This is a genomic window from Mailhella massiliensis (assembly GCF_900155525.1).
Taxonomy (GTDB): domain Bacteria; phylum Desulfobacterota; class Desulfovibrionia; order Desulfovibrionales; family Desulfovibrionaceae; genus Mailhella; species Mailhella massiliensis.
This window is the reverse complement of record NZ_LT706952.1, coordinates 494,088-514,375: the sequence shown is the minus strand read 5'-3', so window position 1 is coordinate 514,375 and position 20,288 is coordinate 494,088. Positions and strand designations below refer to the sequence as shown.

The following is a 20,288-nucleotide window of genomic DNA, read 5'->3' as shown; positions in this document are numbered from 1 at the left end:
GTAGCAAATGCTACGAAGGATTTTTTTCTTCCGGCTTATAACAGGCATAAGGGCTGAAGTTCCTGAAGAGAAAGGCGGCCCACTCGCAACGACCGGGAGGAATGATGATAAATTCTCTTGACATTGAAAAATGTACGGGATGCGGCACATGTTTCAAAACCTGCGGGCTTGACGTGTTTCGCCTGGATACCGATCAGCCGGTTCTGTCTCCCTGCATGGCCAAGTGCCCTGCGGGAACCGACATCCGTGGCTACAACGCGCTGCTCCAGATGGGAAAAATCGACGAAGCAGCGGAACGGTTGAAGAAGTATAATCCTTTTCCGGCCGTTACCGGACGAGTATGCCCCCATCTGTGCGAGGGGGAATGCAGCCGCAGCAGAGTCGACGGAGCGGTGAACATCAATGCGATTGAACAGTATCTGGGAGACCGCACGCTGCATGATGCGCCCGTAGTCTCTGCCGTCCGCCATGTACATCGCATCGCGGTGGTAGGTTCCGGTCCTGCCGGGCTTTCCTGTGCATGGTATCTGGCACGGGCCGGGTATCCGGTACGGGTGTTCGAGACCATGCCCGAACCGGGCGGGATGCTCCGGTACGGTATTCCCGCCTACAGACTGCCGGAAGAGGTGCTCGATGCGCAGATCGGGCAGCTCCGTGCGCTGGGAGTGGAGTTTCAGTGCGGCTGTCGTGTGGGCGAAGGATGCGATGTAACGGTACAGGATCTGTATGATCTCGGTTACAAGGCCGTGTTCCTTGCTCCGGGAGCCACGAAGAGCCGCAAAGCGGGCGTGCCCGGGGAAGAGCTTCCCGGCGTGCTGTTCGGCGTGGAGTTTCTTTCCGATGTCCGCAGGAGTCGGCAGAGCCGTCTTTCCGGTACTGTGGTCGTGATCGGCGGCGGCGCCGTGGCCATGGATGCTGCCATTACCGCACGCAAGCTCGGCGCGGAGAAGGTGGAACTGTTCTGCCTTGAAAGCGAGCAGCAGATGCCGGCCTTCAAGCACGATGTCGACGACGCTCTTCATGCAGGCGTGATCATGCATCACGGCTGGGGCCCCGTGGCAGTGGAGGGGGAAGGCAGAACCGAACGCATCGTCTTGCGCCGCTGCCTTTCGGTATTCGACGAGGAGCATCGCTTCGCCCCCGTGTTCGACGATGCGCAGAAACATGTTTGCGAGGCTTCCACCGTCATTTTCGCCATCGGCCAGAGCAGCGACCTTGAACCTTTCAAGGGGGTTGTGGAGATGGAGCGCGGGCGCATCAAGGCGGACCCGGAAACCTTCGGTACATCGTTCTGGAAAATCTTTGCTGCAGGCGATGCCGTGACCGGACCTTCCACGGTGATCAGTGCCATCACCGGAGGCAGGGAGGCGGCCGTTTCCATCGACAGGCTCATGACCGGCGGACACCTGCACAGCGACCGCGGAGAAAAGCGCCCTGTGGCCGAGAATCTGCCCGGTGAAGGCGTCATGCTCTCTCCCCGTGTGGAACGCAGGGAAGTGGAGACGGAAGGCTTTGAAGAAAAGCGCCTCGGCTTCGACGACGTGGATGCGCTTCATGAATCCCTGCGTTGTCTGACCTGCGGAGCCAGGGCCGAGATCCGTTACCGCGACGACTGTATGACGTGCTTCTTCTGCGAACTTCGCTGTCCTTCCCATGCCATAGACGTGCATCCTTTCAAGGAAAGGCTGCCGTTTACGCTGGAACGCAATTTCGGAGGGTTTTAATATGTCTTCTCCCATTGTCTACAAGACGGATGTTCTGGTCGTCGGCGGCGGTTTTTCCGGATCTTGGGCGGCCCTTACGGCTGCGGCGACGGCCAGGGATGTGCTCATCGTCGACAAGGCTGCGCGCGACTGGCGGGGACTCGGCATGATGAGCGGCGGCGACATGATCGTCATGCAGCCGGAATTTCATGTGGAAGATCTGCTGGACGAAATGGTGTATTACTACGACGGCCTGTGCGATCAGCCTCTTGTCCGCAAAATACTGGAACACTCCTATGAGCGTTTCTGCGATCTGGAACGCTGGGGGCATATCTTCGCCAGGGATGAAAACGGAAAGCTCCGTTTTGTGGTGCAGCGCGGTCTCAAATACATGCGCTATTACCTTTATCATCCTTACGGCAAGGGCGGACCGCATACCTGCAATACGCTGTACGATCAGCTCAGCGCCCGCGGCGTGCGCCGCATGTCCAATATCCAGCTTGTAAAGCTCATCAAGCGCGACGGTCGCGTGGTAGGCGCGGCTGGCTTCCATACCCGCAGCGGGCTGCCCTGCGTGATCAAGGCCGGCGCGGTGGTTCTGTGCACCAACACCGGCGGATTCAAGATGTCCTACCTCAGCAATACTTCCTGCGGGGAAGGCGCGCTGCTGGGCTATGAAGCCGGAGCCGAATTCCAGAACATGGAATTTCTCCAGAACTGGACCTGTCCCGTAGCCTTCGCCTGGGAAGGGCAGACCGGTATGCTGCCGCACGGTGCGCGTTTTGTGAACAACAAGGGCGAGGACTTCATGAAAAAGTATTCGCCCCTTCGGGGAGCCAAGGCCGATCCGCATTACAATATCCGCGGCATGGTACTGGAAACCCGAGCCGGAAACGGCCCCACCAGCTTCGATACGAGCACCATGACGGAAGAGGGCGTGAGAGTCATGACGCCTACCGGAGGCTGGATGCTCCTCAACTCCGACAAGCTGAAGGCTCTCGGCATAGACTTCTTCCATCAGAAGACGGAATGGATGCCGCAGTTCCACTATGTGTTCGGCGGCATGAAGACGAGTCTCGACGGCAATACCGGTGTTCCCGGTCTGTACGCCGCCGGCCGCGCGAGCAGCCTGCATACGGGCGTGTACATGGGCGGCTGGGATACCTGCATGACGAGCACGACGGGCTGCTTCGCCGGAGAGGCTGCCGCCCGTGAGGCAATGGATACGGAGTCCGGAGATTTTTCCGTCGACGATGCGCTGGAGGAAATCAGACCGGTGACTTCGAAGCTCGGCAAGTCCGGCATTCTGCCCAAGGACGTGGTGCGCTCCATTCAGGAACTGATGGTGCCCGAGGAAGTTTCCGTACTCAAGACGGGGCATGGTCTCAACAGAGCTCTGCATACGCTCGAAAAGATACGGGACGAATATGTCCCCGAGATGGCGGCGCAGGATCCGCACTATCTGATGAAACTTATGGAAGCCCGGGGTATGACTCTTGTGGCGGAAATGTACCTGCGCGCCTCGCTGGCCCGCAAGGAATCGCGCTGCGGGCACTTCCGGGAGGATTATCCCCTTCGCGGAGGAAGTCCGGAATGGATACGCGTACGCCGGGGAGAAGGCGGCATGCATCTTTCTTATGTGGCCGTTCCCATCGGTTCCGAGGGTTATCCTGTAAGACCGTACCGGTATTACATGGATGACTTTGATTACCCTGATCAGCCGAAGAGTCTGTAACTTTTGAACAACGGGAGGTTGTTATGCGATTTGTGAAGAAGGCCGCCTTGTCGCTGATGTTGTCTCTGCTGTGGGCCGGCGCTGCGTCGGCGGAGCCCGTCACGCTGAAGTTCGCCACGCAGAACGCGGAAAACGCCTTTACCACGGAAAATGCCGTCAAACCGTGGATAAAGCAGATCGAAGAGGACTCTCAGGGAACGCTGAAAATAGATCTCTACGCCAATCAGACTCTGGCCAAGGGGCCGCAGGTGTGGAATGCCATACGCAACGGCATCGCGGATATGGGCTGGATCACCATGGGCATGTATGCCGGCATGAACCCTGAGCTGGAGATCACGGGACTGGACCTTACGGGATACCGTGGCGCCATGGACGGCACGCCGCTTCTGTGGAAGGTGTACGACAGCTTTGATTCCGTGCGCAAGCCCTTTGCCGCCAACAGAATCATCGCTCTGTGGATGCTGGAGAAAAGCGCCAATCTTCTGATTTCAAAGAAGCCCGTGCGTACGCTGGAAGACATCAAGGGCATGAAGATACGCTGCACGGTTCCCTATGTGCCGTGGGTCAAGGCTCTGGGCGGCATTCCCGTGGTCATGGCCATGCCCGACGTCTACACCAGCCTGCAGAAGGGGATCATCGACGGTCTTCTCGGTGACTGGGAAGTGCAGGAAGGTTTCCGCTTCTATGATGTGGCGGGATACGCGACGGCCAATATTCCCATCGGCGCTCCCGTGTTCTGCATTGCCATGAACAAGTCCTCCTACGAACGCCTGCCCGATGCGGCAAAGGCCGCCATCGACAAGCATTCCGGCCTTGCCGGGAGCATGTTCATGGCCGAACACTTCTCCTACGATACCCTGCAGCTCAAGGACAAGTGTCTGCCTCACATGAAGGAACTCATTGTCCTTTCCGATGAGGAACGGCTGCGCTGGTCCGAAAGGACGGGACGTCCTCTCTGGGAGGAATGGCTGAAGGATATGGAAAAGAAGGGCAAGAAGAACGCTCCCGCCATTCTTGAAATGATGCTGAAGTAATTTCAACCGGCCGCCGCTTTCCTGAAGCGGCGGCCTTCGGAGCATGTATGATGAGAAAGGCCCTAGACTGTCTGGTGGCGGTGCTGACGGCTTTCGGCGGAGCGGTGCTGCTCATGCAGGTTCTGCTTACCGCACTGGATGTGTCCCTCCGCTTCTTCTTCGACTCGCCCATTGCCGCCTCCTATGAGCTTTCCGAAATAGGCATGGGCATCATCGCGCCCGTGGCGTGCCTGTACTGTGCCTTTAAAAATGAACATGTCAGTGTGGACATCATTTACGACCGGCTTCCGTCGGCGGGCCAGGCTTTTTCCCGCATTCTGTCCAACATCATCGTTCTGGTCTTTGCCGTGCTTCTGACATGGCAGTCCTGGTATCAGATTCTGGAAGTGAAGGAGATGGGGGTGACAAGCCCCATGCTCGGAATTCCCATGTGGCCCGTCGCCTGTGTTTTTCTTATTTCATTTCTGCTTCTCATTCCGATCTCGTTTCGACATATGATAAAGGATGGGGAATGATATGAGTCCTGTCTTGGCCGGTTGTCTCGGTATTGTCGCCCTTATCGTCATCATTTTTCTCCGCGTGCCCATCGGTATGGCCATGCTTGCCGTGGGAAGCGCCGGATTCGCCGCCATAGCCGGACTGGAACCGGCACTCGGTATTCTGCGGGGCGTGCCCTATGAAACTTTCGTGAATCCTACCTATGCCGTGGTCATCCTTTTCGTGCTCATGGGCAACTTTGCCTTCAAGTCGGGTATCAGTGACGAGCTTTTCGCGGCCGTGAATACCTGGATCGGGCGGCTCAAGGGCGGGCTTGCGCTCGCCACCATCGCGGCCTGCGGCGGTTTTGCCGCCATTTCCGGTTCCAGTGTCGCCTGCGCCGTGACCATGGGTGTCGTCGCGCTTCCCGAAATGCGCAAGTTCAAATACTCCAACGCGCTGGCTACGGGGTGCATCGCCGCAGGCGGTACGCTCGGCATTCTCATTCCCCCGAGTACCATCATGATCCTTTACGGGATCATCACCGGGGAATCCATCAGCAAGATGTTTATGGCGGGTGTCATACCAGGACTCATTCAGATACTGCTGTATGGTCTTGTCATACGGGTGTGGGTACGCCTGCGTCCTCAGGACGGTCCTGCGGGCGAAGCCTGCACCATGAAGGAAAAAGTGACGGCTCTCGGCAAGGTATGGCCCATCATACTGCTTTTCGTGCTGGTCATCGGCGGGCTGTATATCGGTGCATTCTCTCCCAACGAAGCGGCGGGTATCGGAGCCTTCGGCGCTCTGGTGCTGGGCCTTCTCAAGAAGAAGGGGCAGCGTTGCGCTTTTGTCACCGAGTGTCTGAAGTCTTCCATAGCCACGTCGGGCATGTGCTATCTCGTGGTTCTGGGCGCCATGGTCTTCGGCTACTTCCTTACCGTCAGCCGTATTCCCATGGAACTTTCCACCATCATTTCGGGCATGGTGGACAGCCCCATGCTTGTGGTGGTCGGCGTGCTTCTCGTCATGATCCTGCTGGGCTGCTTCATGGATTCCATGGCCATCGTTCTTCTGACCATGCCGATCTTTTTCCCGTTGATTCAGCAGTACGGCATTGATCCCATCTGGTTCGGCATCCTTGTGGTCCGAGTGACGGAAATCGGGCTTATTTCTCCCCCCGTCGGGCTGAATCTCTTTGTGATCAAGGGTGTGGCCAACGTACCCATGGCCTCGGTGTTCAGAGGTGTGGCCCCGTTCATCGTCGCAGACTTTCTGCATGTGGCCATCCTCATGGCCTTCCCCATTCTTTCTCTGTGGCTTCCTTCCATGATGCACTGATGTCCGTCCCCGGCCCGAGCCGCAGGCAAGGGCCGGGAAACGGATACTCTCAGGCGAACATGCTGCCGGCGGCAATACGGTGCATGTTCACAGGGGCATATGCCCGTTGCCGCGAAGAGCACCTTTTCGATGAGACGGAGGTTTTCGGACTCATGGAGAAGGTGTTTTTTGCGTCGGCAGTCCGGCGGCATGAGTATGTTCCGTTCATGCTGCGTCATCCAGTACGGGAGAAGCCCTGACTGGAGAGGGGAAGCCTGCTTCGGCAACAGCGCGGCATCATGGAAAATCTGCGAAGAGCTTTCCCATGGGGAGAACGCAGAAGAGAAAGGCCCCCTCATGCCGGCATGAGGGAGCGGAGAAAGGCGGCAGATTATGCCGGAGGAGAGCTTTTTCGGAGCTACGATTTGTCCAGAATTTTTACATGGCGTTTCCCCAGCTGAACGCCGCGTTTTTTCCATGCCTTGATCTTCCGAAACAGCGTGCTTCTGTCCATGTCCAGATGGCGCGCGGCGTCGCTTACGGAAGAAAAGGCGCACAGCACATCATCGAGCAGTTTTTTTTCATATTCCTCCATGGCTTCCTTGTAGGTGCGGGAAAGCAGTATTCTGCCGGGTTCGTTTTCCCTGTCCTTCTCCGCACTGGCGACGAAGGGCAGATCTTCCGCCTCGATGGTTCTGCCGTCCGTGCAGACGGACAGACCGTGTATCATGTTTCGAAGTTCCCTGACATTGCCCGGCCATGAGTAACAGAGCAGGGCCTTGTCGGCATTTCGTGTGAATTTCAGTTCGCGGCGGTATTTTCTGCCGTAGTAGTTCAAAAAGGCATGAGCCATGGGAATGATCTCGCTTTTTCTGTCCCTCAGAGGCGGCAGTTCTATGGCGATGAACTTCAGGCGATAGTACAGATCCCGTCGGAATTCTCCCTTCTGTACGGCTTCCTCAAGATTTCTGTTCGTCGCGGCCACGATGCGCACGTCGACCTTTTTGGGGGAGATGGAGCCTATGCGGAGAATTTCCCCGTCCTGAAGCACGCGCAGAAGTTTTGTCTGCATGGACAGGGGAAGTTCGCCTATTTCGTCCAGAAAGAGCGTACCATGGGAGGCGGCTTCGATAAGCCCCATTTTGCCCCTGTGCAGCGCGCCGGAAAAGGCGCCGCCCTCATAGCCGAAAAGCTCCGATTCAATGAGCGAAGGCGTGATGCTTCCGCAGTCCACCTTGATGAAGGGGCCGCTTTGCCGGCTGCTCAGATGATGAATGTGCCTTGCAACGACGTCCTTGCCCGTTCCCGTTTCTCCCAGAATGAGTACCGGGATGTCCGACAGCGCGATGCGCGAGATCTTTTTGTAGATGTTCCGCATGGCCGTACTCTGGACGATTTCCATGGGTTCATTGTCTGCGCCGACTTTTTCCACATCGAGCTTGGAGAAGGTCTCTATGATTTCCTTCTGTCTGAGCAGTGTGGCCTGAAGATTCGCCATGCATGATTCATCACGCACGAAGGTAAGGCACATGACGGCCCGGCCCGTTTCGTCGAAAACGGGATGTCCTTCAAGAAGCAGGCGTCTTCCCGTGTCCGTATTCTGGACACGGGTCACTTTTTCCTGCGTCTGAATGACTTCAGGATTGACGATGATGTTGAGAACCCCCTGATGAACGAAGTCCTGAGCGTTTTTTCCGAGCATGACATCCCGGGAAATGGATGAGATTTCCTCGTAACGCCTGTTGAGATAGATGATGACGCCCCGAACGTCGGTAATGCAGATGCCCTCGTCAAGAAGGTCGAGGATCTGATCCAGATAATCATAGAGCAGAGATTTGAACTCAGCCATGTCACGCTCCTTCCTGTTGAATGCAGGGGTGAATGATGAAGACGGCATGATACTGTCATGACGGCAGGCAGCATGACGGCCGGGGAACGTTGCCATGATTCATGGCCGGGCATGGTGCTTTTGATGAGAAACGACATGTCATGATCATGCTGCAGGCAAAGAGTACGTTTCGGGGCGTGAGGCGGCAGGCACGCCATGGGTGAAGAAAAAAGGTTGCCGCGTTCGCCGGCGTGAAGGCCGGGCATGGAGCAGGGAGAGAACGGGGAAAGGACGATGTTCCGCCGTGTTCTGCCGCATCGTGAAAAGAGGGTGCCCTTCTCCTTCCGGCGGAGGAGGAAGGCGTTTTGATATCGTAAGCCGTCATGCTCCAGCGTGCGGAGGAAACGTTGCGCTTTTTTGCACCGGGGAGTTTCATCTGGCACGTTCGGGAAGGCACGGAGAGGGGCATGGCGCTTCATGCGGCGGGATATTCCTTTATTCCTCTATTCAAATGGACACGATTCCGACCCGGAGTTTCACAAAAGCATGAAAATCCTCCTGCGTTTCCGCAAGGCAGAAGTCCTGTTCAAAGCAACGCGATGCCGTTCTCTGACGCTGATAAAGAGAGTTTTCCTCCAGACTTGTCGTGCAAGTGCCGGGGCGCTCCGTTAAGGACGGAGACGGCCTTCAGCATACATGAGGGAAAATGTCATGACAATGTGTTGCAAAATGGATACGCATTCTTGCGTCGTTTCCTCCAAAAAGCCTGGTACTGGGAAGAAAAGCGGAGCGATGCAATATGGTCACATCTTCTCGTTGTGTTGCATATACGCATCGCATAGCTTTCATCTATGGGAAATTATTGATGAAATATGATGCAAACACATTTTTTCTCCGCATGGTTTCTTTGTATTTGGATAAATATTTCACATGGTTGAATCGGCCCTTTTCGTCCCCCGAAATTCCGCCTTCCCGGAAGAAAAAATAAAAAATTCAATAATGAAAGTGTATTATTGCTATTTTTTTTGTCTGGCACGCTTTTTGCTAGAGAGCAGGTAATGTTTTAGCCTCAAGGAGGGAACCATGAAACTGAATCTGGCAGGAAAAGTCGTTGTGATTACCGGGGGAACCGCAGGGATAGGAAAGGCCTGCGTGAATGCTTTTCTTGAAGAAGGATGCAAAGTTGCCATCTGTGCCAGGTCCGAGGAGAAGCTGGAAGCGTTCCGCAAGGAGTATGAGGGGCAAAGCGTCCTGACTCTGCGCGCGGATGTTTCCTGTCCTTCCGATATGGAACAGTTTGCGGCGAAAGTGGCGGAGCAGTTCGGCGGCATTGATGTGTGGGTCAATAATGCAGGCATTTACCCCAAGGGATATCTGACCGAAATGCCGCTTGATCTGTGGCAGAAGACCTTCGATATCAATGTGAGCGGCGTATTGTACGGGGCGCGTGCGGCCGTACCGTGGATGAAAAAAAGAGGGGGCGGCGTCATCATCAACGCTGCGTCGTTCGCCACCATGATACCCACGGCCGGACGCGGTGCCTACGGCATCACCAAGGCGGCCGTAGGCCACCTGACCAAGGTGCTCGGTGCGGAACTGGCTCCCGACAATATCCGGGTTACGGCGTATATGCCGGGATTTGTGGCAACGGAACTGACGGCGCCTGTGGTAGGCGAGTACGAAGGCGACGCCATAAAAAGGCAGGTTGCCCAGCATCGGTACGGTACGCCGGAAGAAATCGCGCCTCTGGTGGTGTTTCTCGCTTCCGATGCCGCCAGCTTCATCACGGGCAGCGGAGTGGAAATCAGCGGTGGAAAGTATTGTGTTCAGAATCCGTATGCCGCGTGGGAACGCGCCTGATACTTCAAGGAGTAAGCCATGCTTTACGGACTGTCCCGTTTTTTCACCATGCTGGTGAAGCGTTTTCTTCCGGACGCCTATATTCTGGTTATCCTCCTGACGCTTGTGAGTTTTATCACCGCGTTCATCTTTACGGAGTCCTCCTGCATTGACCTCATCAATGCATGGGGCAAGGGCTTTTCCAGCCTGCTGATGTTCACCATACAGTCGGCTCTTATTTATACCACCGGGCATGCACTGGCGAGCACGCACGCCGTCCGCCGTCTGCTTGATTCCGTTGCAGGTATCCCCCGCACGCCGTTTCAGGCCGCGCTCATGACCTTTTACGTCACGGCCTTCGGTTCATTGTTCAACTGGGGCTTCGGACTCGTGGTGGGGGGACTCATTGCCCGTGAAATGGCGCGAAGAGTGCCGAACATCGACTACGGCTTTACCGTGGCCGCAGGCTATTCCGGCTTTGTAGTGTGGCACGGCGGTTTTTCGAGCGCCGTCGCGGCCGATCTCGCCACCTCTGGAGGCGTATTGTCCAAAGCTCTGGCGGCCCGCGGCCTGCCGGATATGGTTATTCCCTTCAGCGATTCCATCCTGTCCGCATCAAACATCACCATCACGGCGGTCATGCTCATCGTGCTGCCGTTCATGCTGAAGGCCATCCATCCTCATCCCGATGAAGTGGTTCCCGTTGACCCTGCGCTGTTCGGAGAGGAGAAGGATCTTGCCGTTCCTCCGCTGGAAGATTCCCCTGCGTCCCGGCTGGAGCACAGTCGTGCCCTGAGTCTCCTGTTCAGTGCGCTGGGTTTTGCATACCTGGGATATCATTTCTGGACCAGGGGCATGGACATCAACCTGAACATTCTCATCATCATTTTCATGTGGCTGGGAATTTTCCTGCACGGCACTCCCATCCGCTATGTGGTGGCGCTGAAGGAAGCCGTGGCCGGGGCAAGCGGCATCATCACCCAGTTCCCTCTGTACGGCGGCATACAGGGCATCATGGTGGCTTCCGGTCTCGCCTCCATGATAGCAAGCGGCGTCATGTCCATTGCGACTGCAAAAACGCTGCCTCTGCTGACCTTCATTTCCGCCGGCATCATCAACATCTTCATTCCTTCCGGCGGCGGGCAATGGATTGTGCAGGCTCCCATTTCCATTCCTCCGGCCATTGATATGGGCGCCAATGTGGGTTTGACCGGCATGGCCGTGGCCTACGGCGATCAGTGGACGAACATGATCCAGCCTTTCTGGGCTCTGCCCATGCTGGCCATCGCCGGACTCGGTATCCGGGACATCATGGGGCCGTGCGTGATGACGCTTATTTTCAGCGGCATCATCATGGGCGCCGGCCTGTACTTCTTCGCCTGAGAAAACGTCTGCTTCCGCCCCAATCTCCGGGCGGAAGCAGATTTTGAGATACGGGCTGGTCAACCCCGGCAAACCTGTTCTTGAGTTCTTTACACGCGCCTTTTCCCGTCCTTCGCCTTCTTGTCATAAGCTCCAGAGCAGGGCAGCCTTTCCGGGCATGAGGCCGGCAGGACTCTGCAGGATCGGCGGACGCTTGCCCTGAAAGTTCAACCATGGCGGGCAGGGTTTTCCGCCTCGTCCCTCCTTCCGCCGGGGACAAAGAACCGGTCTTCGGAGAAGGCCTCTGCCGCAGGGAATGGGCGGAACTGAGCCTTTTCCGGCAGCCTCCCGGCGCGTGCCGCCCGCGGCGTAACGTGTTTGTCTTTTGCGTGTCTCGCCCGTTTTTCTGAAGGTCGCCTTCCCCGGTTTTTCTGCAGAAACGCCGTCTTTTTGCCGGACGTTCCCCTTCCGGGGGGGAAGAGCTTTCTTCCGTGCCGTTTTCCGTGTCGTTCAAGATGTGCAGGAGACGGCACGGTCGGCAGCTGTCACATAGTTACGACTTTTGTCGTTCGTGCGGTCCGCGGTGGGGAAAATCCGGACATGGGGCATGAAAAAGCGGAGCCTCCCTTCAGGGAGACTCCGCTTTTTCATGCTTTGCCGAAGGTTACAGGCAGCGCAGCTGCGTTTCCGGGTCGAAGACATGGCCGTGGCCCGGGCGGGCCGTCAGGCGGATGACGTCGCCGGAGGCGGGGCGCTGGGCGCCCTGGAGGCGCACGATGATGGTTTCGTCGCTCTTCACCTGAGCATCCCTGCCCATGGGGTGGCAGTAGGCCAGGGTATCGGAACCCAGCGCTTCCACGATGTCCACGGTGACGCGGATGTCGCCGTCCGGGTCGAAGAGCAGGTCTTCGCTGCGTATGCCGAGAAGGACGTCGCCGTTTCTGCCGGACATGTTGATGTCGGCGGCCTGTACGCCGGAAAGGCGCGTGCCGTCGGGCAGAATGAGCTTTCCGTCCTCGGCGGTGGCATGCACGATGTTCATGGAGGGAGAACCCATGAACTGGGCCACGAACACGGAGGCGGGGCGCAGGTACACGTCGTCGGGCGTACCGTACTGCTCAATATGGCCCGCGCGAAGCACGAGAATCTTTTCCGCCAGCGTCATGGCTTCCACCTGGTCGTGAGTGACGTAGATGCTGGTGGTGGCAAGGCGCTGATGCAGCCTGCGCAGTTCTATGCGCATCTGGTTGCGGAGATTGGCGTCGAGGTTGGAGAGCGGTTCGTCGAAGAGGAACACGCTGGGTTCGCGCACGATGGCGCGGCCCATGGCCACTCGCTGGCGCTGGCCGCCGGAAAGCTGGCGGGGCATACGGGTGAGCAGTCCGTCCAGTCCGAGGAGCTTGGCGGCTTCCTCGGCGCGGCGTCTGCGTTCCTCGGCGGGAATGCCGCGTACCTTCAGGCCGTAGGTGATGTTGTCGTACACGTTCATGTGCGGGTAGAGCGCGTAGTTCTGGAACACCATGGCGATGTTGCGGTCCTTGGGTTCCATGTGCGTCACATCCCTGTCGCCGATGTAGATGGAGCCGGAGGTCACTTCCTCCAGACCGGCGATGCAGCGCAGAGCCGTGGACTTGCCGCAGCCCGAGGGGCCCACCATGACCATGAAGGAACCGTCGGGCACTTCGAGGTTGAGGCCGGAAAGTACCTTGTTCTTGTTGAAGGTCTTGTCTATGTCGCAAAGACGAACGTTTGCCATTGTCTCTTCCTTGTACGGGTTACTTCTCGGTTTCCACAAGTCCGCGGACGAAGAGCTTCTGCATGCCGAGCACCACGAGAAGCGGGGGCAGCATGCCCAGAAGCGCCACGGCCATGATCAGGTTCCATTCCGGCACGGCGTCGGGGATGTTCACCATGCGCTGTATGCCCATGACCACGGTGTACATGCCTTCCTGGTTGGTGACGAGCAGCGGCCACAGGTACTGGTTCCAGCCGTAGATGAACAGCACCACGAAGAGAGCCGCAGTGTTGGTGCGGGAAAGGGGAAGCACCACGTCCACGAAGAAGCGCCAGGGGCCCGCGCCGTCGATGCGCGCGGCTTCCAGAAGTTCCTGCGGAATGGTCATGAACATCTGCCGGTACAGGAACGTGGCCGTCGCCGAGGCGATGAGCGGCAGGATGAGGCCTGCGTAGCTGTCGATGAAGTTCAGGTTTGCCGCCACCTGGAAGGTGGGCACGATACGCACTTCCACGGGCATCATGAGCGTGATGAAGATGAGCACGAAGCAGAGTTCGCGCCCCGGGAAGCGGAAGTACACGATGGCGTAGGCCGCGGTGATGGAAATGGCGATTTTGCCGAGGGCTATGCCGAGCGCCATGATGAGGCTGTTGCCCATCATGACCCATACGGGTATGCCGCCTGCGGCCTTGAGGCCTTCCGTGAGCACGGTGGTGAAGTTTTTGATGAGCTCCTCGCCGAACCACAGGGGCGTGGAACCGATGAGCACGTCGTAACTGTGCGAGGTGGCCACGAGAGCCACATACAGGGGAAAGAGCACGATGGCTGCGCCGAAAAGCAGTACGGCGTGGCTCAGCGCTCTTCCCAGTCCTTTCTTTTCTACCATAACGAATCCCTTTTCCTGTTGCGGCTAGTAGTTGACCTTGCGCTCGACGTAGCGGAACTGGAGGAACGTCAGGATCATGACGATGAACATGAGCACGACGGACTGGGCGGAGGAACCGCCGAAGTCAAGCCCGATGAAGCCGTCGTTGAAGACCTTGTAGATAAGCGTTTCCGTGGCGCGGGAAGGGCCGCCCTGGGTAACGGCATGCACGATGCCGAAGGTCTCGAACAGGGTGTAGATGGTGTTCACCACCAGCAGGAAGAAGGTTGTGGGCGAAAGCAGGGGGAAGATGATGTTGCGGAATCTCTGCCAGGGGCTTGCGCCGTCGATGGCGGCCGCTTCTATGAGGGAACGGGGAATGGCCTGCAGCCCGGCGAGGAAGAACAGGAAGTTGTAGGATATCTGTTTCCACGAGGCGGAGATGATGAGCAGAAGCAGGGCCTGATTGCCGTTGAGTTTGTGGTTCCAGGTGTAGCCCAGGCCGTCGAGGAAGGTGGAAAGCACGCCGACGGAGGGGTTGAAGAGGAAGAGCCACAGCACACCCGCGAGAGGCGGAGCCACGGCGTAGGGAATGATGAGCATCGACTTGTAGAGCGTGCCGCCGGTATGCACCTGGTCGGCCACGACGGCCATGAGCAGGGAAACGCCCATGGTGAGGGTGATGGTGGCGATGCTGAAGATGAAGGTGAGGTAGAGGGTTTCCAGATAGCCCGGGTCGGAGAAAAGAACGGCGAAGTTGTCCAGCCCGACGAATTCCCTGGAAAGCCCGAAGGAATCTTCCATATATACCGAGCCCAGCAGCGCCTCGCCGGCGGGGTAGAAGAAAAACACCACCGTGATGACAAGCTGGGGCAGCAGGAAGAGGATGGGCAGTATCAGATGCCTCTTGCCCCGGAACGCGTAACGCTCATCCTGCATTGAGAGCTCCTTTAATTGCGGGTGAGGGGAGGGGCGATGCCCCTCCCGGATGAGCGTGCCTAGCGGTTGGCCCTTTCAAAGCGGCGCAGTTCGCCGTTGCCGCGCTTCACGGCGGAGTCGAGGGCTTCCTTGGCGGTCTTCTTGCCGGCCCAGACGGCTTCGAGTTCTTCGTCGATGATGTTGCGGATCTGGACGAAGTTGCCGAGACGCAGGCCGAGGGTGTTGATGGTGGGCTTCTTGTCGGAGAGAGCCTTCACGGCCACGTCGGTACCGGGGTTCTTGTCGTAGAAGCCCTGCTGCTTGGTGAGTTCGTAACCTTCGAGAGTAACGGGCACATAGCCGGTGGCCTGATGGAAGGCGGCCTGGACTTCGGGCTTGAGCACATAGTTCAGGAAGGCGGCCACGCCGTTTTCAGAATCCTTGGAGTGTCCGGCCATGGCCCACACGGCCGCGCCGCCGATGACGGTGTTCTGGGGAGCGCCTTCCACGTCGGGCCAGTAGGGCAGAACCATCACGCCCCAGTTGAACTTGGCGCCGGCCTTGACGGCGGCGTAGGAACCGGAGGAGTTCATGAGAATGCCCGCTTCACCGGCGGTGAAGGTGTTGATGGCTTCGGACTTGCGGCCCACATACACGGAAACGCCTTCCTTGTTCAGCTGGGAAAGGAAGTCGATGTGCTTGACCTGCAGGGGGCCGTTGAAGAGCAGTTCGGTGTTGAGGCCGTCGAAACCGTTGTTGTTGGAGGCGAAGGGCACGTTGTGCCAGGCGGAGAAGCTTTCAAGCTGCACCCAGGACTGCCAGCCGCTGGTCATGCCGTACTTGCACGCGCCGGATTCCTTGATCTTGCGGGCGAGGTCGGCCACTTCAGGCCAGGTACGGGGGAAGTTTTCCGGGTCGCCGCCGGCCTTCTTCACGGCGTCCTTGTTGTAGTAGAGAACGGTGGTGGAGGCGTTGAAGGGCATGGCGATGAGCTTGCCGTCGCTCGTGGAGTAGTAGCTCGTCACGGAAGGCAGGAACTTGGACATGTCGAGCGGGGTGCCCGCGTTTTCCATGATTTCCCAGATGGGACGGATGGCACCCTTGGCGGCCATCATGCTGGCGGTGCCCACTTCGAAGATCTGGATGATGTTGGGGTGCTGTTTGGCGCGGAAGGCGGCGATGGCGGCCGTCATGGCTTCGTCGTAGTTGCCCTTGTACACGCCTTTGACTTCATACTTGTCCTGGGAGGCGTTGAAGTCGTTGATGATGTTGTCGGTGATTTCACCGAGTTCACCACCCATGCCATGCCAGAAGGTGATGGTGGTCTTGGCCTGCACGGGGGCGGCCAGAAGCATGAGACTGATGGCCATCAGGGCCACGGAACGGAACGAACGCATACGTTCTCCTGCCTTGCGGACGGGTATCGTCCGGTTGGGGTTCCCGGGGGAATCCCGGATGGGAAGGCCCGGAGTTCTGAAAAGAGCTCCGGGCAGGCTCCGGCCCGCTAGCCTCTTCCGAGTGCGGAGCGGCAGGCGGCCGGAAAATCGGTAATGATGCCGCTTGCGCCGTGGGCGACAAGTTCCCTGGCCTCGTCCATGTCGTTGACGGTCCAGACGTTGACGGCGAAGCCCGCATCGCGCAGCGCTTCAAGGTCTCCGGGGGCGAGGATGAGCCTGTCGGGATGATAGGCGTTCACGCCGAGGCGGCGGCAGAGCGCCACGGGATCATCCGGGCGCGTCGTCTCCACAAGCGCGCCCGTGGCCATTTCGGGACACAGGGTGCGACATTCTTCCAGATAACGGTGCTGGAAGGAGGAAATGATGATTTGATCCACCATGTCGAGGCGGCGGATCATCTCTAACACATCTTTTGTGACGGTATTATGACCGATGAGGTGTTCGTGGTTTTTTATTTCCACATTCACATACCAGTCGAGGCGCTTGGTGAGAAGAAGCGCTTCTTCCAGCGTGGGAATACGCAGTCCTTTAAAGGAAGCGAGCGTATCTGCGCCTATTTCTCCGGCGGCCACGCGGCCGAACTGGTCGCGTCCTTCATACCAGGAACCGGCATCCAGCCGGGAAAGTTCCTCCAGCGTGAAGTCGCATACGCGGTAGGAACTTCTGCCGGGGTACACTTCCTCGACGTTGGTGGTACGCACGAGCGTATCGTCGTGCACCACCACAAGTTTGTAGTCCCTGGTGTAGTTGACGTCGAGCTCCCAGAGATCTGCCCCGACGCTGTGGCCGAGTTCGGCAGAGGTGAGGGTGTTTTCCGGGGCGTGGCCTCTTGCGCCGCGGTGGGCGATGACAAGGGGCTGGGGAGCGCGGACATGCAGTTCAACGGTGCTTTTCATGGCAGATATCCCATTCCATGATGGTTTTCCCGCAGGCGGACTGTCTGAGGGAGCGCGGGCGTAATGCCCGCAAAACATGAGAGACGTAACCCGGAAATCCGAGGTGTTTTTTATGGCCGGATATGGGAAAAGGAATGTATTGTGCCGCAGAACTTATGTTTTCCTGTAATTATCTTAAAATATATCCTTTATCAAGCGCATTTTTTTTCTTGTGCGCGCACTTTTTCTTTTTTTATGGTCGGGCGCGTATATTGTGAAAAATCTCCATAATGTCGGCCGTGCAGTATCCTGGGAGGAGAGATGTGCCGCATGAATGCCGTAATGTGCATGTTGTGTGTTGTTCGTAAAATGGGAACAAGCAGCATCTTCTCGTGCCGCACAGGCGTGCCGCATTTTTATGCGGGGACGGGAATGTCCCGAAAAACGTTTTTTTCTGTGGGAAGAAGGCGACTCGGAACCTGTACGCGCGTGTCACGGTCCGGGAGCCGTGCCGCGTATTCGTGCAGTCTGTCGAAGGGCGGGAACTTCCGTGACGGCACGCGTTCGACGGAATGCGGGTACGACAGGGAAAGCGCCTCTGTCGGGAGTGAAGAGAAGGGAGAATGAGGGGGAACGCCGTTCCAGACCTGGGCCCGGCTTGCAGGCGCAGGCATACGGGAATTTCGCGTGTTGCTGAAGAAGTGCCCGGCACGGCGTATGCCGCGCCGGGCGGGGAGAGCCAGCGTTTTCTGCCCGATCTTCGGCGGGAAGGGCCGTCGATGAGGAAGCGTCTTCACGCCGCCTGCTTTTTGCCGGGGAACAGGTTTCAGGCTCCGGCCGCGACCTGCCTGGTCTGGGCCTGGCGGCGTTTCTGCATGCGGCGGACGATGCAGGAGAGGGTGAAGTTGATGATGAAGTAGATGAGCGCGGCAAAGCCGAAGATAACGGCCACCTGCGCGATGCCCACGGTCTGGCCCGTGTAGCGGGGCAGAAGCGCCAGGGCGTTTCGGGAACGGAACATGAGTTCCGCCACGGCCACCATGGAAAGGAAGGACGTATCCTTCACCACGGTGATGACCTGACTGAGCAGCGTGGGGACGATGTTCTGGAAGCACTGGGGCAGGATGATGTAGATGAGCGTCTGCACGAAGTCGAAGCCCTGGGAGGACGCGGCCTCGAACTGCCCCTTGGGAATGGAGTTCAGTCCGCCGCGGATGATTTCCGCAATGGTGGCGGAGGTGAAGAGCACGAAGGCGAAGGAGCAGCGCAGAAAGGCCGTGGGCAGGGGCGCGTACACATAGCAGATGAGCACCCACATGAGATTGGGCGTATTGCGGAAGATTTCGATATACACGCCCGCGAGTCTGCCGAGGATGAATTTGTCGTAGCTTCGCAGCAGCGCCAGAATAAGACCGAAGAAGATGCTGCATATCACGATGACGACGGAAAGCTCGATGACAAGCCCTGCGCCGCCCAGCAGATAGGAGAGTATCTCAGGCGTAAAGGTACGGGTAATGACCTCGATCACGACAGTTCTTCCTCTATTTTTCTGAGCTCTTCACCGGCATGGCTGTCCTTTTTCTTGAGTCTTTCCTCATAGCGCCGTCCCCAGGTGGAAAGGGGGAAGCACAGGAGAAAATACAGCACGCCGCATACCAGAAACGGCGGCCCGTAGATGCTGGCTCCGCTGGTGGCCCAGTCGTTGGTGCGGTTCATGAGGTCCGTGCCGCCGATGAGGGCGATGACGGAGGTGTTCTTGATGAGGTTCACCATCTGGTTGACCAGCGGAGGGAGTATGATTTTCACCGTCTGGGGGAGTATGACCCAGCGCATGGTCTGTACATAGGTGAATCCCTGGGAGGCTGCGGCTTCCGACTGGCCGCGCGGGATGGACTGTATGCCTGCGCGCACCACTTCGGCGATGTACGCGCCGTGATAGATGCCCACGGCGAAGATGCCCACGCTTACCTGTCCCATCATCACCCCGATATAGGGCAGGGCGAGGTAGAACACATAGGCCTGCAGCACCAGCGGCGTGTTCTGGATGGCTTCCACATAGGCCCGGGCCACGTTCCTCGGCAGAAGAAACTGCGAGGTGGACATGACGCCGAACACGACGCCCAGAGCCAGGGCCAGCGCCAGCGCTGCGATGGATACCATCACGGTCACGCCGAAGGCCTGAAGGAAAAGCTGCCAGTCGGCCAGAAAGACGAGCCAGCAGGAGGGAGACAGTATTTGCTCGATCACGGTTCAAACCTGTATTTGCGGCGCGGCTTACGCCGCGCCCTGAAGATGCCTATTTTTTAAAGGAGGGAGCGACGTTGTGCGCTGCGATGATTTTGTCGATGGTACCGTCGGAAAGCCACTTGGTGATGTTTTCTTCCACAAAGGCGGCAAGGCCCTTGTTGGAAAGCCTGGTGGCCACGCCGTATTCCTGCGGGGCGAAGCGGACGGTGGTGAGAATTTCCGTGCTCGGATCGAGGTAGCCGGAAAGGATGGAGCCGTCCACGCAGAAGGCCTGGACCTGACCGGCGTCGAGGGCGGCCTTGATGGAGGGATAGTCGGGGAAGGTCTGGATGTTGTCGGTGTCGGTCAGGGTGACGCCGTTTTCCCTGGCCGCGGCGATGAGCGCATCCTTGGAAGTGGAGCCTTCCGCCACGCCCACGAGCTTGCTTGCAAGGTCGGCATACCCCTTGATGCCGCCGTTTTTCTTCACCAGCAGGGAAACGGCGTCGGTGTAGTAGGCGGAGGAGAAGTTCCAGATGTTCTTGCGCTCGGGAGTGATGGTGAAGGTGGCGAGCACCATGTCGATGTCGCCGGTATCAAGAAGCTGTCCGCGTGTTTTGGCCGTCACGGCGGTGAAGGATACCTTGTCGGGCCTGATGCCCATGGCTTCGGCGAGTTTTCTGGCCAGATCCACTTCCAGGCCTGCATATTCGCCGGAAAGATCCTGCATACTGAATCCCGGCACGTCGGACTTCACGCCCACGCGAAGTTCCCCGCGTTTCACGATGGCCTGAACGTCGTCCGGCAGGGGGGCTGCGAAAGCTCCGGCGGACAGGCCCAGAACGGCGACGGCGGAAAGCAGGAACATGCCTATGCGGTGCAGTTTCTTCATTTCTTTCTTCTCCTTGATGCTT

The 20,288-nt window shown here is 58.1% G+C and carries 17 protein-coding genes; 8 read left to right on the top strand and 9 right to left on the bottom strand.

All coding sequences use genetic code 11. From position 1 onward, the window contains the following. Nucleotides 1–104: 104 nt before the first annotated feature. Genes CZ345_RS12480 through CZ345_RS12460 form a run of 5 tightly spaced genes read left to right on the top strand, consistent with a single transcriptional unit; the run spans nt 105 to nt 6,290 of the window. A complete protein-coding gene (locus tag CZ345_RS12480) occupies nt 105–1,724 on the top strand; it encodes an FAD-dependent oxidoreductase (RefSeq protein WP_077073442.1) in 1,620 nt (539 codons plus the stop codon). Between the two features lies 1 nt (nt 1,725). Then, nucleotides 1,726–3,438, top strand: coding sequence for an FAD-dependent oxidoreductase (locus CZ345_RS12475; RefSeq protein ID WP_077073441.1), 1,713 nt, complete (start codon nt 1,726–1,728; stop codon nt 3,436–3,438). Nucleotides 3,439–3,461: 23 nt separating this feature from the next. Continuing rightward, entirely contained in the window at nt 3,462–4,472 is a 1,011-nt protein-coding gene (locus tag CZ345_RS12470; RefSeq protein WP_077073440.1) for a TRAP transporter substrate-binding protein, read from the top strand. A gap of 47 nt (nt 4,473–4,519) precedes the next feature. Beyond that, a complete protein-coding gene (locus CZ345_RS12465) occupies nt 4,520–4,987 on the top strand; it encodes a TRAP transporter small permease (RefSeq protein WP_077073439.1) in 468 nt (155 codons plus the stop codon). Nucleotide 4,988: 1 nt separating this feature from the next. After that, on the top strand, nt 4,989–6,290 hold the full coding sequence (locus CZ345_RS12460; RefSeq protein ID WP_077073438.1) for a TRAP transporter large permease: 1,302 nt from the start codon (nt 4,989–4,991) through the stop codon (nt 6,288–6,290). 397 nt (nt 6,291–6,687) lie between these two features. Here the strand turns inward: CZ345_RS12460 and CZ345_RS12450 are convergent, their stop codons facing one another. Then, on the bottom strand, nt 6,688–8,118 hold the full coding sequence (locus CZ345_RS12450) for a sigma-54 interaction domain-containing protein (RefSeq protein WP_077073436.1): 1,431 nt from the start codon (nt 8,116–8,118) through the stop codon (nt 6,688–6,690). A gap of 446 nt (nt 8,119–8,564) precedes the next feature. Here CZ345_RS12450 and CZ345_RS16725 point away from each other — a divergent pair, with 446 nt between their 5' ends. The 3 genes from CZ345_RS16725 to CZ345_RS12440 all read left to right on the top strand — a co-directional run bounded on the left by CZ345_RS16725 (nt 8,565) and on the right by CZ345_RS12440 (nt 11,319). Next, on the top strand, nt 8,565–8,939 hold the full coding sequence (locus tag CZ345_RS16725) for a hypothetical protein (RefSeq protein WP_144277350.1): 375 nt from the start codon (nt 8,565–8,567) through the stop codon (nt 8,937–8,939). A gap of 241 nt (nt 8,940–9,180) precedes the next feature. Beyond that, nucleotides 9,181–9,957 (top strand): SDR family NAD(P)-dependent oxidoreductase, encoded by a 777-nt coding sequence (locus CZ345_RS12445; RefSeq protein WP_077073435.1) that lies wholly within the window; start codon nt 9,181–9,183, stop codon nt 9,955–9,957. An 18-nt stretch (nt 9,958–9,975) separates the two neighbouring features. After that, nucleotides 9,976–11,319, top strand: coding sequence for a short-chain fatty acid transporter (locus CZ345_RS12440; RefSeq protein ID WP_077073434.1), 1,344 nt, complete (start codon nt 9,976–9,978; stop codon nt 11,317–11,319). A gap of 643 nt (nt 11,320–11,962) precedes the next feature. Here CZ345_RS12440 and CZ345_RS12435 read toward each other — a convergent pair. The 8 genes from CZ345_RS12435 to CZ345_RS12400 form a co-directional block, all read right to left on the bottom strand. After that, nucleotides 11,963–13,054, bottom strand: coding sequence for an ABC transporter ATP-binding protein (locus tag CZ345_RS12435; RefSeq protein WP_077073433.1), 1,092 nt, complete (start codon nt 13,052–13,054; stop codon nt 11,963–11,965). Nucleotides 13,055–13,073: 19 nt separating this feature from the next. Further along, nucleotides 13,074–13,919, bottom strand: coding sequence for a sn-glycerol-3-phosphate ABC transporter permease UgpE (gene ugpE, locus CZ345_RS12430; protein WP_077073432.1), 846 nt, complete (start codon nt 13,917–13,919; stop codon nt 13,074–13,076). A gap of 24 nt (nt 13,920–13,943) precedes the next feature. Continuing rightward, a complete protein-coding gene (ugpA, locus tag CZ345_RS12425; protein ID WP_077073431.1) occupies nt 13,944–14,837 on the bottom strand; it encodes a sn-glycerol-3-phosphate ABC transporter permease UgpA in 894 nt (297 codons plus the stop codon). Nucleotides 14,838–14,896: 59 nt separating this feature from the next. After that, nucleotides 14,897–16,213 (bottom strand): sn-glycerol-3-phosphate ABC transporter substrate-binding protein UgpB, encoded by a 1,317-nt coding sequence (ugpB, locus tag CZ345_RS12420; protein WP_077073430.1) that lies wholly within the window; start codon nt 16,211–16,213, stop codon nt 14,897–14,899. A 107-nt stretch (nt 16,214–16,320) separates the two neighbouring features. After that, nucleotides 16,321–17,169: a glycerophosphodiester phosphodiesterase gene (locus CZ345_RS12415; RefSeq protein ID WP_077073429.1), complete on the bottom strand. Its 849-nt coding sequence runs from the start codon at nt 17,167–17,169 to the stop codon at nt 16,321–16,323. 805 nt (nt 17,170–17,974) lie between these two features. Continuing rightward, nucleotides 17,975–18,676, bottom strand: a complete 702-nt coding sequence (locus CZ345_RS12410; RefSeq protein ID WP_077073428.1) for an amino acid ABC transporter permease — start codon at nt 18,674–18,676, stop codon at nt 17,975–17,977. After that, a complete protein-coding gene (locus tag CZ345_RS12405; RefSeq protein WP_077073427.1) occupies nt 18,673–19,395 on the bottom strand; it encodes an amino acid ABC transporter permease in 723 nt (240 codons plus the stop codon). Before CZ345_RS12405 ends, CZ345_RS12410 begins: the two co-directional genes overlap by 4 nt. Nucleotides 19,396–19,444: 49 nt before the next feature. Next, the gene (locus tag CZ345_RS12400) at nt 19,445–20,266 is read right to left on the bottom strand and encodes a transporter substrate-binding domain-containing protein (RefSeq protein ID WP_077073426.1); all 822 of its coding nucleotides are present in this window, start codon (nt 20,264–20,266) and stop codon (nt 19,445–19,447) included. Nucleotides 20,267–20,288: the final 22 nt, after the last annotated feature.

What these genes read in the sequence shown, in the direction of transcription:
- CZ345_RS12480 (WP_077073442.1), top strand. Translation starts at nt 105, where the DNA reads ATGATAAATTCTCTTGACATTGAAAAATGTACGGGATGCGGCACATGT.
- CZ345_RS12475 (WP_077073441.1), top strand. Translation starts at nt 1,726, where the DNA reads ATGTCTTCTCCCATTGTCTACAAGACGGATGTTCTGGTCGTCGGCGGC.
- CZ345_RS12470 (WP_077073440.1), top strand. Translation starts at nt 3,462, where the DNA reads ATGCGATTTGTGAAGAAGGCCGCCTTGTCGCTGATGTTGTCTCTGCTG.
- CZ345_RS12465 (WP_077073439.1), top strand. Translation starts at nt 4,520, where the DNA reads ATGATGAGAAAGGCCCTAGACTGTCTGGTGGCGGTGCTGACGGCTTTC.
- CZ345_RS12460 (WP_077073438.1), top strand. Translation starts at nt 4,989, where the DNA reads ATGAGTCCTGTCTTGGCCGGTTGTCTCGGTATTGTCGCCCTTATCGTC.
- CZ345_RS12450 (WP_077073436.1), bottom strand. Translation starts at nt 8,118, where the DNA reads ATGGCTGAGTTCAAATCTCTGCTCTATGATTATCTGGATCAGATCCTC.
- CZ345_RS16725 (WP_144277350.1), top strand. Translation starts at nt 8,565, where the DNA reads ATGGCGCTTCATGCGGCGGGATATTCCTTTATTCCTCTATTCAAATGG.
- CZ345_RS12445 (WP_077073435.1), top strand. Translation starts at nt 9,181, where the DNA reads ATGAAACTGAATCTGGCAGGAAAAGTCGTTGTGATTACCGGGGGAACC.
- CZ345_RS12440 (WP_077073434.1), top strand. Translation starts at nt 9,976, where the DNA reads ATGCTTTACGGACTGTCCCGTTTTTTCACCATGCTGGTGAAGCGTTTT.
- CZ345_RS12435 (WP_077073433.1), bottom strand. Translation starts at nt 13,054, where the DNA reads ATGGCAAACGTTCGTCTTTGCGACATAGACAAGACCTTCAACAAGAAC.
- ugpE (WP_077073432.1), bottom strand. Translation starts at nt 13,919, where the DNA reads ATGGTAGAAAAGAAAGGACTGGGAAGAGCGCTGAGCCACGCCGTACTG.
- ugpA (WP_077073431.1), bottom strand. Translation starts at nt 14,837, where the DNA reads ATGCAGGATGAGCGTTACGCGTTCCGGGGCAAGAGGCATCTGATACTG.
- ugpB (WP_077073430.1), bottom strand. Translation starts at nt 16,213, where the DNA reads ATGCGTTCGTTCCGTTCCGTGGCCCTGATGGCCATCAGTCTCATGCTT.
- CZ345_RS12415 (WP_077073429.1), bottom strand. Translation starts at nt 17,169, where the DNA reads ATGAAAAGCACCGTTGAACTGCATGTCCGCGCTCCCCAGCCCCTTGTC.
- CZ345_RS12400 (WP_077073426.1), bottom strand. Translation starts at nt 20,266, where the DNA reads ATGAAGAAACTGCACCGCATAGGCATGTTCCTGCTTTCCGCCGTCGCC.